At 65.4% G+C, this 12,686-nt stretch carries 10 protein-coding genes and 1 pseudogene; 2 read left to right on the top strand and 9 right to left on the bottom strand.

Annotated elements, in window-relative coordinates:
- Positions 1-367: 367 nt before the first annotated feature.
- The 8 genes from E8E91_RS22995 to E8E91_RS23030 form a co-directional block, all read right to left on the bottom strand.
- On the bottom strand, positions 368-994 hold the full coding sequence (locus E8E91_RS22995) for a glutathione S-transferase C-terminal domain-containing protein (protein WP_280379094.1): 627 nt from the start codon (positions 992-994) through the stop codon (positions 368-370).
- Positions 995-1,007: 13 nt separating this feature from the next.
- Positions 1,008-1,892 (bottom strand): TauD/TfdA family dioxygenase, encoded by an 885-nt coding sequence (locus E8E91_RS23000; RefSeq protein ID WP_280379096.1) that lies wholly within the window; start codon positions 1,890-1,892, stop codon positions 1,008-1,010.
- Positions 1,893-1,922: 30 nt separating this feature from the next.
- Positions 1,923-4,277 (bottom strand): TonB-dependent receptor, encoded by a 2,355-nt coding sequence (locus E8E91_RS23005; RefSeq protein WP_280379098.1) that lies wholly within the window; start codon positions 4,275-4,277, stop codon positions 1,923-1,925.
- Between the two features lie 528 nt (positions 4,278-4,805).
- Positions 4,806-6,446: a methyl-accepting chemotaxis protein gene (locus tag E8E91_RS23010; protein WP_280379100.1), complete on the bottom strand. Its 1,641-nt coding sequence runs from the start codon at positions 6,444-6,446 to the stop codon at positions 4,806-4,808.
- Between the two features lie 191 nt (positions 6,447-6,637).
- Positions 6,638-6,817, bottom strand: coding sequence for a hypothetical protein (locus tag E8E91_RS23015; RefSeq protein ID WP_280364431.1), 180 nt, complete (start codon positions 6,815-6,817; stop codon positions 6,638-6,640).
- Positions 6,818-6,877: 60 nt separating this feature from the next.
- Positions 6,878-7,114: a DUF3203 family protein gene (locus E8E91_RS23020; RefSeq protein WP_280379102.1), complete on the bottom strand. Its 237-nt coding sequence runs from the start codon at positions 7,112-7,114 to the stop codon at positions 6,878-6,880.
- A gap of 524 nt (positions 7,115-7,638) precedes the next feature.
- The gene (locus E8E91_RS23025) at positions 7,639-9,042 is read right to left on the bottom strand and encodes a sigma-54 dependent transcriptional regulator (protein WP_280379104.1); all 1,404 of its coding nucleotides are present in this window, start codon (positions 9,040-9,042) and stop codon (positions 7,639-7,641) included.
- The gene (locus tag E8E91_RS23030) at positions 9,042-10,499 is read right to left on the bottom strand and encodes an ATP-binding protein (RefSeq protein ID WP_280379106.1); all 1,458 of its coding nucleotides are present in this window, start codon (positions 10,497-10,499) and stop codon (positions 9,042-9,044) included. The genes E8E91_RS23025 and E8E91_RS23030 overlap by 1 nt, the downstream gene beginning before the upstream one ends.
- Positions 10,500-10,872: 373 nt before the next feature.
- On the opposite strand from E8E91_RS23030, the pseudogene E8E91_RS23035 reads away from it, so the two are divergent.
- A pseudogene (locus E8E91_RS23035) lies at positions 10,873-11,061 on the top strand (hypothetical protein); the annotation flags it as partial.
- Positions 11,062-11,542: 481 nt separating this feature from the next.
- Here E8E91_RS23035 and E8E91_RS23040 read toward each other — a convergent pair.
- The gene (locus tag E8E91_RS23040) at positions 11,543-12,175 is read right to left on the bottom strand and encodes a lytic transglycosylase domain-containing protein (protein WP_280379107.1); all 633 of its coding nucleotides are present in this window, start codon (positions 12,173-12,175) and stop codon (positions 11,543-11,545) included.
- 164 nt (positions 12,176-12,339) lie between these two features.
- Here E8E91_RS23040 and E8E91_RS23045 point away from each other — a divergent pair.
- Positions 12,340-12,686: prepilin-type N-terminal cleavage/methylation domain-containing protein (locus E8E91_RS23045; RefSeq protein WP_280379109.1), on the top strand; the 347-nt coding region annotated here is incomplete at its 3' end.

Here is a 12,686-nt window from a genome sequence, read left to right on the forward strand (position 1 = left end):
GAGCGAGGGCCGGCCCCGTAGGGTGCGCCATGCGCACCGATTCGGCGTCAGATGAACGCTGGTTGCGACCACAAACTCCGCTGGTGCGCGCGGCGCACCCTACCGAAGTATTTCGGAGCGAGGGCCGGCCCCGTAGGGTGCGCCACGCGCACCGATTCGGCGTCAGATGAACGCTGGTCGCGACCACAAACTCCGGCGGTGCGCGCGGCGCACCCTACCGAAGTATTTCGGAGCGAGGGCCGGTCCCGTAGGGTGCGCCATGCGCACCGATTCGGCGTCAGATGAACGCTGGTCGCGACCACAAACTCCGCTGGTGCGCGCGGCGCACCCTACCGACCAGACCAAGCTACAGAGGTCGGCCTTGTGCTCAGCCCTGGATCAGCCCCTCGGCCTTCAGGGCCTCCTGCACGGCCGGGCGGGCCAGCCACTGCTGCCGCAGGCGGGCGATGTTGGTCAGGCCGTCGAAGGGGGTGCCCAGACGGGTCAGCCAGGTGGCGAAGACGCCGAGGTAGATGTCCGCCAGGGTGAAGCGCTCACCCACCAACCACTGGCGGCCTTCGAGGTGCCGCTCGATGTGCTCGAATGCCCTGAACAATTGCTCCCGCGCCTGGGCACGGATGCCCGCATGCGCAGCTTCGTCGGCCGAGTAACGCTCGGGGCGGTTGAGCGGACGGAAGGCGGCGGTATGCACCTCCGCCGACAGGTAGCCCAGCCAGCCCTGGACCTGCGCGCGTTCGACGCTGCCGGCCGGGGCGAACAGCGAGGTGCCCGGCGCCTGGTCGGCAAGGAACGGCAGGATGGCGCTGTTCTCGGTCAGTACGGTGCCTTCATCCAGTTGCAGCGCCGGCACCCGGCCCAGGGGGTTGATCGCGTGAATGGGGGAATCCGGGACCCGCAGGGCGACCTTTTCGATCTGGATCGGCAGCGCCAGTTCGCGCACGGCGATATGGGAAGCCAGCGAGCAGGCGCCGGGGGCGATGAACAATGTAGTCATGGTCGATTTCTCCTCAGAAGGGCCGGCTGCCGGCCAGGCTGATGCGTTTCAGGCGGCGGCGCTGGGTCGCCGGGAAGCCGTTGCGGGCATGAAGGGTAGCCTGGTTGTCCCAGTACACGATGTCGCCCACTTCCCAGCGATGGGTGTAAGCGAAGCGCGGGTCTTTCAGGTGCTCGCGCAAGCGACCGATCAACTCGATGCCCTTCTCCGGGGCGTAACCGGGGATTTCCACTTCCGTGTGCACGCCGAGGTAAAGCAGTCGCCTGCCGCTTTCCGGATGGGTGCGCACCAGCGGGTGCTCGGTGCCCTGGATGGGGTCGATGTCCGGCGTGCGGTAGGTGATGCCGAGGTTGTAGCCATCGCGCAGGCGCACGAAGGGGTTGTAGTTGATCAGCTTGAGGCCATCGATCTCGCGACGGGTGTTTTCATCCAACGCGTTGTACGCCAGGGCCAGGTTGGTCCAGGTGGTTTCACCGCCCTCCTCCGGTACTTCCAGCGCGTAGAGCAGCGAGCCTGCCGAGGGCGTCGGCGTCCAGTGGTGGTCGCTGTGGGCCGGCAGGGCGATGTTGCTCAGCTCCCCGTCTTCGGTATTGGCCACCTTGACGATGTCCGGCGCCTTGCCATCGTTGCCCGAGGACAGCACCAGGTAATCCGAATGGGGCTGGAACACCGAACCGAACCAGGAGGTGAAGCGCAGGTACTGCGCGTCATCCAGTTCCTGGTTCTTGAAGATCAGGATGTGGTGGTCGCGCAGGGCCTGCTTGAGGGCCAGGATCTGCGCCGGAGTCAGATCACGCCGGCCATCCAGACCATGGATTTCGGCTCCCAGGGGTGCGGCCAGGGGTTCGATGCGCAGCCCGTCGAGGGGCTGGCGCAGGGCAGTGACTGTGCTGCTCATGAGGTTCTCCCGTATCAGTCCGTTGGTGGTTCAGAAGTCGTAGCGCAGGGTCACGCCGGCGGTGCGCGGCTGGCCCACCGAGGCGGTATAGGCGCCGTTGCTGAAGGCGAAGGCGGTCAGGTAGTAGTCCTTGTCGAAGGCGTTGCGCACCCAGAGCGAGGTGTCCAGCAGGCCGTCACCGAGGTCGGCGCGGACGCCGGCGGCGAAGTTCGCCAGGCCGTAGCCATCGATCTTCGAAAGCTCGGAGTTGTCCAGCGTGCCTGCGGCCTCGGAGCGGTAGGAGTAGCTGGCGTTGACGTAGGGGCGCAGGCCGCTGCCGGTCTGCCAGCTGTATTCGCCGTTGACGTTGCCGATCCAGCGCGAGGCGCCCACCACCCGTTCACCGGTCAGGTCGCACTTGGCGGTGGGGGTCACGGTGTTGATCTCGCCGGGGCACGGCGCGTCCTTGAAGCTCAGGTAGGTGACGTCGTTGAACGATCCGTTGAAGTTCAGGGTCAGGCCGCGCAACGGTCGCCAGGTGGACTCGAACTCGACGCCACGGGAGCGCACGCTGCCGGCGTTGGCCAGCACCGACACGGGGGTCAGCGATGCCGCGGTGGTGGTCAGGGTCGTCGCCTGGTAGCCGTGGATGCCGGTCCAGTAGATGTTCGCGTTGAGCAGCAGGCGGCCATCGTCGAGGGTGCTCTTGAAGCCCAGCTCAGCGTCGTTGGCGCGCTCGGGGCCGACGATCAGCGAGTCGCTGCCCAGCCCCGCCACCGGCGCCACCAGGTTCACGCCGCCGGACTTCTCGCCGTGGGCCAGGCTGGCGTAACCGAGCAGTCCGTCGCTGATCTTGTAGCTGAGGCTCAGCAGCCCGGACGGCGCGGCGTTGTGCAGGCCGAAGTCACCAGTATCCAGCGCTCCCAGCTGCGCCTGCCGTGCAGCCGCCAGCGGCCCGGTCAGGGGCGCGCCGCCCACCGGGGCGAAGCGGTGCAGGCGCGCCTGCTTCTCTTCGTAGGTGCCGCGCAGGCCGACGGTGAAGTCCAGGCGGTCGGTGATGTGCCAGTTGCCCTGGCCGAACAGGGCGAAGCTGTCGGTCTCGATCTTGCCGTTGGTCTGGGTGGAGACGTTGTTCAGGAGGTTGCGGTTCACCCCGGTGAGGTACAGGTCGGCGAAGGGGCCGTACTGGGTGCGCGTGTTGTTGCCGAGGTTCTGGTTGAACAGGTAGGCGCCCACCACGTAGTCGAAGGCGCCGCCGGTGGGCGAGGCCAGGCGGAATTCCTGGGAGAACTGCCGGTCGTGAACTTCGACCCCGCTGTCGATGATCGCCGAGACATCGGTGAGGTCGGCATCGTTGTGCGGTACGAAGTGCCAGTAGCGGTAGCCGCTGATGGAGGTGAAGGTGTAGCCGCTGTCCAGGTTCCAGTTGGCCTCGATTGACGAGCCGCCCTGCCAGACATTCACCGACTGCACGGAGTCGATGTTCACCTCACGCTTCTTCACATCGAGCTGCGGGTTGGCGCCGATCAGCGCGGCACGCTGGCGGAAGCGGTCCGACACGCCATACAGGGCCCACACGCCGTTGGTGGAGTCCTCCTGGTTGTAGTCGGTGATCCAGCGCAAGCTGAAGTCTTCGTTCGGCTCGAACAGCAACTGCCCGCGCGCGCCCTCGCGCTCACCGCCGACGAAGGTGCGACCGTCGTGCTGGTTGTCGATGTAGCCATCCTCACGGGTGCGGTAGAACGACAGGCGCCCGGCGACAGACTCGGTCAGCGCCCCGGACACCGTGCCCTTGCCCTGGAAGTAGCCGCGCTCGCCACCGGAGAGCTGCAGGTTCCGCTCCGGGGTGAAGGTGGGCTTGCGGGTGCTGATGTTAATCACGCCCGCCGTGGTGTTCTTGCCGAACAGCGTGCCCTGGGGGCCGCGCAGCAGTTCCAGTTGCTCCACGTCGAGCAGGTCGAACACCGCCATGCCCGGACGGCCGAGGTAGATGTTGTCCAGGTAGATGCCGGCGCTGCCTTCCAGGCCGTCACTGGCCGGGTTGTTGCCGATGCCGCGCACCGCGACGCTGGACTGGCGCGCATGGATGTAGGCGACGTTGACGCTGGGCAGCACCTGCTGCAGGTCCTGCACCTTGTAGACCTTCTGCGCCTCGAGGCTGTCGCCACTCAGGGTGGTGATGGGGGTCGGCACTTCCTGCACGTCTTCCTCACGACGGCGGGCGGTGACGGTGACTTTCTCCAGCGCCGTGTCCTCCTTGGCGGCGGGCTTGGAGGCAGCGTCCTCGGCATGGGCTGGCGCGACCAGGCCGCCCAGGGCGAGCAACAGGGTCAGGGCGTATTCGGGAGTAGTCAGGCGTTGCAGGGCCAGGGGCCTGGCGACGCGGGCAAGTCGACGGTACGGCATGGACGATGTTCCTGTGCAAAGGCCCGGGCAAAAGGGGGCCGCATCGCGCGTTCGGCGCGACGGTGAATGGGGCTGGCGGTTACGGGAATCCGGCGTGGCGCGCGGTCAGCGACAGCGGCGCTCGGGATGGCGCGGGACGGGCATTGCGGCGGTTCTGCTCATGGGCTCCCCCCTGGGTGCAAGGTCATATCTTTATTCCGTTTAAATCTAATTTGATTTTTTAAAAGTCAATTACGGAATAAGAGCCTGCATTTAAAACCAGGCCCCGGACCGGGACAAATGCCTTGTTCCTATATTTTCAATGCCGGGAGTGCATTGGATGGAGGGGGCCGCTGCGCGGCCTTTGGCGAATGGGCGAGGCACCAAGTCGATCGATAGGTAGGGCGGATGACGCTCTTTTCATCCACCACCACGGTGCGGCGTTGGACGCCAACGGTGGAAATGAAGAGCGATTTCCACCCTACGGGGCCGCTGCGCGGCCCTTGGCGAGCTGGTCCGCGAAGCGAGTCGGCGCCTGCATGCGGCGGATCAGGTGCGGAAGACGCCCAAGCCGGACTTCAGGGCCCGTGCGGTATCGCCAAGTTCGGCGGCGGAACGGTTGATGGCGTCCACATCCTGGCGGGTGTGCTCGAAGGCATCGCGCATGCCGCCCAGGCGGCCGGACATGTCGGCCACGGCGTGCTGGATTTCCTCGCTGCTGGCCAGGGCCTGGTCCACGTTACCGCTCACCTGCCCCATCTGCCGCACCAGGCCGTCGAGGGCTTCCAGCGCTTCGTCGGCGTCGCCGGCCAGGGCCCGCGAACGTTCCGCCGTGCTGCCCATGCGCTGGGCGATCTGGCGGATGGCCTGGGTGACCTGGTCGATCACGCTGTGGGCATCGGCGAGCACGCTCTGGGTCTGGCCGGCCAGCTTGCGCACCTCGTCGGCCACCACGGCGAAGCCACGCCCCGCCTCACCGGCCCGGGCTGCCTCGATGGCGGCGTTGAGGGCCAGCAGGTTGGTCTGTTCGGAAATGCCCGCGATCATCTGCAGCACCTTGCCGATCTGTTCGGCCTCACGACTCAGGCCGTCCAGGTCGGACGCCAGTTCGACGTTGGCCGAGGTGCTGCCGTGCACATCGCCGATCAGCCGTTGCAGTTCCTGGTGAGCGCGGCTCAGTTCACCGCTGGCACGCTCCAGGTTGTCCCGCACGGCGCCGGCCAGGTTGGAAGAATGCCCCGCTGCCTGGCGGATGGACTGGCCGTGCTGGTCCACGTCGGCCAACTGCCGGGCCGCCTGCTGGATCTGTCGGGTGATGTCGTCGGCACGGAGCAGGAAGGTGTCGGCCAGTTGCTGGTTGCTGTCGGCCATGCCCGACGCGCCGGACAGGGTCTGGCGCAGGTCCTGCAGCAGGCCGGACAGGCGCGAGCCCATCTGCCCCAGTTCGTCGCCGCTGAGTACCGTCAGCGGCCGGGACAGGTCGCGGCTGTCGGCGATGTGGTTGAGCTGGCCGGTGAGCCGGCGGATGGCGTGCACCAGCATCCGCGTGGCCAGCCAGGACAGCAGCAGGCCGATGGCCAGTGTCACGGCGCCGATCAGCAGGAGGCTCTTCAGGCTGTCGGTGATGGCCTGGTTCAGGCTGTCGAGGGTGACGTCGACGCCCACCACGAAGGGCTGGCCGCTGGCGGTGCGCAATGGCAGGAAGATGGAACGGAAGGTGCCGTAGCTGTCGGTGTATTCATCGAACTGCGCCTTGCCGCTGCGGGCCGCCGCGATCACCGCCGGGCTGGCGTCCGCGTAGTGCTCCAGGTGCTTGGCGTAGTTGTCCCCGGCGATGTCCGAGGCGCTGGCACCGTCGGAGAGGTAGAACACCTGGCCGGCGCTATCCACCATCATGGTGTAGGCGAATTTGAGGTCCACCTCGGCGGCGTACTCGCCCAGGTTGCTCACCTGCGCCAGGTACTCGCCGTCCTTCAGTCCTTCCGCGCTGCGGGCACGGTCCAGGTAATCACTCCCCAGCAGTCGCGGCACCGCATGGGCTGCGGCACGCAGGCGGTTGTCCATCTGCGCGCGGATGTCGATGGATTTGACGTATTGGGCGTAGCTGATGAAGGTCCCGATGCTGATCAGGTTCACCAGGGTGAAGGCCAGCAGGATCTTGGTCTGCAGACTGACATTGCGCAGCAGCATGAAGGGGATTCCGTTCGAGGTATGGGTACAGCCGCAGTTCTCGGCGGCTCCCTCTTGTGTCGGGAATCCCGGAGAGAACTTTAGGGGGGTCGGCCTGCTCCTGGCCGGGAGAAATGGGTGACGTCCATGTCGCTTGATTTCATTCTGCCATCAGACATTTCGACAACGCCACATCTAAAAACGGTTCTCGTTCACCCCCGGTGGGAATGCCGGAAGGCTTCCGCGTCATCCAGGGTGGTGTCGAACAGCGGATCGTCAGGGTCACGCTCCAGTTCCAGGTCGACGCAATCGGGGTCGATCAGCCAGCGCGGGAAGTCGTCCTGGACTTTCTTCTCGTTACCGGACACACCGCTTCTTCGCTCGCTACTCATGCTGCACCTCGTGAAAGGTCAGGGCTCATGAATATTGGAGCCGCAGCTGTACCGCTTCGTTCAGCCTTTCTTCCCGCAGTTGCCGGACGGCCATTTGCGCGCGTCCCTGGCGCCGATGCCGATCAGCATCTGCGCCTGGACCTCGCTGATCACCGCGTCGCCATCCACGCAGTGGATCACCGGTGCGTCGAGGGCTTCGTCGGTGCCGACGACCACCTGGTTAATAGGCAGTTCGACCAACTGGCTGTTGAGCAGCAGGCTGCACAGGCCACGGTCCAGGTCGATGCTCACGATCATGACGGCTCCCTCGCATTGACGGATGCATATCCCGGTAGAAGCGCAGGAACGACCAAAGTTCAGGGGTATTGATTGCGTGGGGTGGACGGCGCCTTCTCGTCGACCAGATGGAGCCCGGCTGGGCCTCGCTGGTGGATGAAAAAAGCGTCATTCACCCTACGTACTTCCAGGCTTCCGCGCTGGCCGGCCCCCCCTCACCCCCGGCCCCTCTCCCGCAGGCGGGCGAGGGGTGACTCACGCCGGCAACTCCGCGTTCCGCCGGACGCACCAACCTGTAGGGGCGAATTCATTCGCCAAGCAGGACGCAGTCCTGCCACACACCACCAAAAACAAAGGCGCCAGCCCTTTGCGGAGCTGGCGCCTGGAATAAGAAATCGGGGCCGGTGTGAGGGTACCGAACCCCGGTGGACGATGCAGCGATGCGAGCAGGATCGCAGCCCGGCCACAAGGATCTCCTCCTCCCGTGCAGGCGAGAGGGAGTGCTAGGGAACTCTGGCGCCCAGGGCGCCGTGCCTGGAGGTGGATCAGTGACGGCGATCCGGCCTCACCAGGCCCAGTTTTTCGATTCGGTAGCGCAGCATGTCCCGCGTCACGCCCAGCAGGCGGGCGGACTTGGTGACGTTCCAATCGGTCTTGTCGAGCATCCGGATGACGATGTTCCGCTCGACCTCAGGCTCGGCGCCCTGGCCGTTGCCATTGCCGTGGGTGCGGTAGTGGCCGGAAGGCTCGTCCACCAGGGTCGGGCAGATGTGCAGTTGCGCGGCGGTCACCAGTTGGCCCTGGGCCAGCAGCACGGTCTGTTCCAGCATGTTGCGCAGCTCGCGCACGTTGCCCGGCCAGCTGTAGCTCTGCAGCAGGTGCTCGGCCTCGGCGGAGAACTGCAGCCCCGGCTTGCCATAGCGCTTGCCGTGCTGTTTGAGGAAATGCCGGGCCAGCAGCAGGATGTCGTCGCCGCGCGCATACAGCCGTGGCACGCGGATGGAGATGATGCGCAGGCGGAAGAACAGGTCCCGGCGGAATTTCCCCTGCTGCACCATCTGTTCGAGGTTGCAGTTGGTGGCGCTGATGATGCGCAGGTTGACCTTGCGCTCCTTCACCGAGCCGATGCGGCGGATGGTGCGGTCTTCCAGCAGCTTGAGCAGCTTGGCCTGGAGCACCAGGTCCATCTCGCCCACCTCGTCGAGGAACAGGGTGCCGCCGTCGGCGGCTTCCACCAGGCCCAGGCGGCGATCCTTGGCATCGGTGAAGGCGCCCTTCTCGTGACCGAACAGTTCGGCCTCCAACAGGTGCGCGGGAATCGAGGCGCAGTTGAACTCGACGAAGGGCCCCTTGCCCCGCACGCCGTCGAAGTGCAGTGCACGGGCGATCAGTTCCTTGCCGGTGCCGGTCTCGCCTTCGATCAGTACCGCCGGCAGCTCGGCGTCGACCATGCGGCTTTCGGCATCCAGCAACTGGCGCACCATGGATTTGACTTCCAGCATCGCCGGCGAATCGCCGATCAGCGCCGCCAGCCCGGCGTCCTGCGCCGCGCGGCTGTGGTAGAAGTCCAGCTTGTGCTCCAGGCGCTGCGCCTCCAGGGCCTTTTCCAGAAGCAGCTTGAGCTCGGCCAGGGCCACCGGCTTGGTCAGGTAGTGGAAGGCGCCGGCCTTCATCGCCTGCACCGCGTCCTCGATGTTGCCGTAGCCGGTCATCATGATCGGCTTGATCTGCGGCGCACGGGCGCTCACCTCGCGGATCAGCTCATGGCCGCTCATGCCCGGCAGGGAGTTGTCGGTGAGCAGCACGTCGGGCACCTGGTCCTGCAACAACTCCAGCGCCTCTTCGGCCGAGTGACACACCAGGGCCTCGAAGTTCTTGCGTTCGAGGTAGGTCTGGATATTCCCGGCCAGCAGCTCGTCGTCTTCGACAATCAGTACGCTGTGCTCCATTACCTGCGCCCCCCAGCGACCTTGAAGTTCAGGCAGATGCGGGTGCCTTCGCGCTCGCGGCTGGTCAGGCTGACCTTGCCGCCAAAGCGTTCCATGATTCGCTTGACCATCACCAGCCCGACGCCGAGGCCGCCCTGCATGGTGGTGTAGTAGGGCTTGAAGGCCATGGTTTCCTGCTTGCGCGTCATACCCTGGCCGGTATCGGTGATGGCCAGCAGCAGGCGCGTGCCGGAGCCGTCGGGCTTGACCTCGATGCGCAGCAGGCCACCGTTGGGCATGGCTTCGATGGCGTTGGCGAACAGGCTGTTGAGCACCTGCGCCAGCAGCACCCGGTGGCTGACCACCGCCGGCGCCGACTCGGCGTGGAACTCCACCCGCACGCCGGAGTGACGAATCTGCTGGTCGAAACCATGCAGTGCCTCGTTGATCACCGCCACCGGCTCCACCACCTCGATATCTCCAGACAGCGGCCGCGCCGAGATCAGCAGCTCGCGCACCCACTTCGACATGCGGTCCACCTGGCTGATGATGTCGGCGATGTTCTTCCGCACTGGCGGGGCAACCAGTTCCTGGGCGAGTTCCGCGCTGGAACGGATCGACGCCAGCGGATTGCGCAGACTGTGGGCCACGGCGGAAGACATCTCGCCGAGGGCGACGAAGGTCTCGTTGGCGATCAACTGGCTCTGCTGCTGGGCCAGCAGCCCCTGGGCACGGCGCACGATCCAGAACAGGCCGCAGTAGATCAGCCCACCGCCAATGGCAGTGGCCAGCCAGATCAGCACGAAGCCGCGCTGGATGCGCTGCACCAGGTCGCGGGGCTCCTTGTAGATCTCCACCACCGACGCCACGTTGCCCTGCTCATCCAGCAGCGGAATGTAGTTCTCGATGAACAGGGTGCGCGGGGCGCGAAGGAATTTCTGCTCACTGCGCCCGCTGGTGACCTCGTCGTAACTGGTGGCCACCTGCTGCGGCGAGGAGAAGGCTTGCTCCAGGTCCTCGTTGCCGCTCATGTCCCTCCCCACCAGCGCCGGGTTGGTGGACCAGACGATCACCCGGTCGGCGCCGTAGATATTGGCCAGCAGGGCATCGGGCAGCATCGCGATGTGGTCGAGGAATTCATTGCGCGCCCGCTGCCGCGCTTCCAGCATGCTCTGCGGGTGGTGGCCGTCCTGGCGGGCGTCCAGCAACTCGCCCATGGTCATGCTCACCGGCAGCGCCACGTGGCGGATTTCGGCCGAAGCGATGGACTGGATGAACTGCGAGCTGAGCATCGCGTCGCGTTCGATGCTCTCGGTCACCACGAAGCGCGTCGAGATGATCCCAAGGCCGATGGCCACACTGGCGATCACCACCAGGCTGACCAGCGAGAACCAACGCAACAGGTTGAATTGCGGCGGCGGGGAATCGCCGGTCTTGCCGATTGCGTACCTATCCCAGATCACTGACAGAGCGCTCATGGAAGCCTTCCTATGCGTTGCGTGATGGGTTCGTCCCGTCGTGCCAACCGGGGGGCCTTGGACGCTTGTGCCTGTGCATAAACCAGGCCTGTTTTTCCCAGGCACCGTGCAAGCCTCCTAGCACGCGGCTTCCCCGGTTTCCCCCGGGCTTTCCCCACTCCCCCACCACCCCCAAATTCACCCAGTTCTGGGGGGACTCCCCCACCTCGGCGGCAGTGTCGGCGACTTTTTACGCCACAACCGGAAGCCTTGAGCAGCGCGGCCTGGAGAGGCGATTTCGAAACACTGGCACGCTCGCTGCGGAGGGCCGGGCAGCCAGCCTGTGGCACGGCGAATCCGCAGCAAGGCGCCCACATTGCAAGAGGGAAAGCTCATGCAACGCACACTCCCCAAGACCACCACCTCGATCCTTCTCATCGTCGCGGCGGACCAGGCACCCGCCGCCCTGTAGGCCGTGGATCCCGGCCCCTACAACCCCGACATCGGTTCCTTCGCCGCCTGGTACCAGGACACCCACGGCCGCACCCTCGACCTCTGCCTGTCGAAGGCGGTGAGCTCCCGCGCCGTCGGCCCCCCCTACGGCGTGGACGTCTGCGAAAGCAGGGCACCGCCGAGGTAAAGGGATGCCCCCTGGGCACCAAGGGATTTGGGGGTTGCACTGTTCGAAGGGTTAGTCCGGTTCATCTTGGCTGACCTCGGTATCAGGTGCACGGATGCCAAAGAGGGCAGGACTGTCCGGGCAATGCCTGTGCCACCACAGGAAAGCCAATGAGTTCAGATGGTTATGCACAAGACCGGGGGAGCGGGATGGTGGGGTGTGGGAGTGTTGGGCGAAGCGTGAAGGGCGGCCCGGTTGTTCCCATTGGCAGGCCTTCGGCCTGCTTGGCGACTGAAGTCGCCCCCACAGAAAAACCGGGTCCTCAATCCTTGGCCCGGATGCAATCGATGTGGGGCGATTTCAATCGCTATGGGCAGTGCAACTGCCCTTCTCCTCAGACGATTTCATTGGCAGAAAACGCCCCCCGCATCTGGGGAATATCCCACTAGCGGGGTCGTTTCGCGTCGGCCTGGAGACGTTGGTAGTGCTCCAGGACGCTGGGCACATAACGCTGGGTTTCAGGGTAGGGAGGAATGGCGCTGCCATAGGCGAGGACTGCCCCGGGGCCCGCGTTATAGGCGGCCAGGGCCAGGGAAACGTCGTTGTCGAACATCCTCATCATGCGTTTGAGGTAGCGCGCGCCACCGCGGATATTGGCGGTCGGGTCGAACACGTCGTGCACGCCCAGATCCTTTGCGGTGTCGGGCATGAGCTGCATCAGGCCGGCCGCACCCTTGGGCGAAAGGGCGAAGGGATCGTAGTTGGATTCGGTGGTGATCACGGCATGCAGCAGCTCCACCGGCAGGTCGTACTCGAAAGCCGCCTGGGCAACGATAAGGGCGTAGCGCGGAGCCTTTCTCGGAGCCCTGCGCGGGAGCTTGCGTGTTGGATGGATGAGGTTCGGAGCCCTGACCAGCACCGGTCTCTCCCGGGCCACGCGCACCAGATTCCGGTCCGTTCGGTGGATGTTGGTGAGGAAGATGCTGCCGTTGGCAGAGACCACCTGATAGATGTCGGCGTGGGCTTCGAATGTGGTGGTCGCAAGGATGCTGAACAGCACCAGGGTGGGCACTTTCATCATTGTTCTCCCCTGTCAGGGCCAATGCTTTCGGGTTTCCGAGTGCTGTAACGTCAGCAAAGCACGAGCCGGGTGATGCGACGGGCGGTGTGTCGCCCCTCTCGCCCGCTCGTCGTGCATAGCTCTTGCGTAGCCTCCTCTCGTGACACCCACTGGGGGCCCCCATGAAGACCTTTCGTCGACCCGAACTGGGTTTTACCCTCCTCGAACTCCTGGTTGCGCTGGTGGTGCTCGGCCTGTTGGCTGGAATTGTGGCGCCAAAATATTTCAATCAACTGGGCAAGTCCGAGACAAATGTGGCCTGGCACAGGCGCCACAACGTTGGGTTTCGCTGCGCTCTAGCGGAACGCCGCCCGCACCAACCGACGAAACTGGTCGGCAGTCAGCCAGCCTGTAACTACCCTCACCCCCAGCCCCTCTCCCGCAAGCGGGAGAGGGGTGACTCTCGGCCCACCATCGGCTCAGGCCCTGTAGGGGCGAATTCATTCGCCATGGGCCGCGTAGCGGCCCC

Source organism: Pseudomonas sp. BN515, assembly GCF_029873155.1.
Classification (GTDB): Bacteria; Pseudomonadota; Gammaproteobacteria; order Pseudomonadales; family Pseudomonadaceae; genus Metapseudomonas.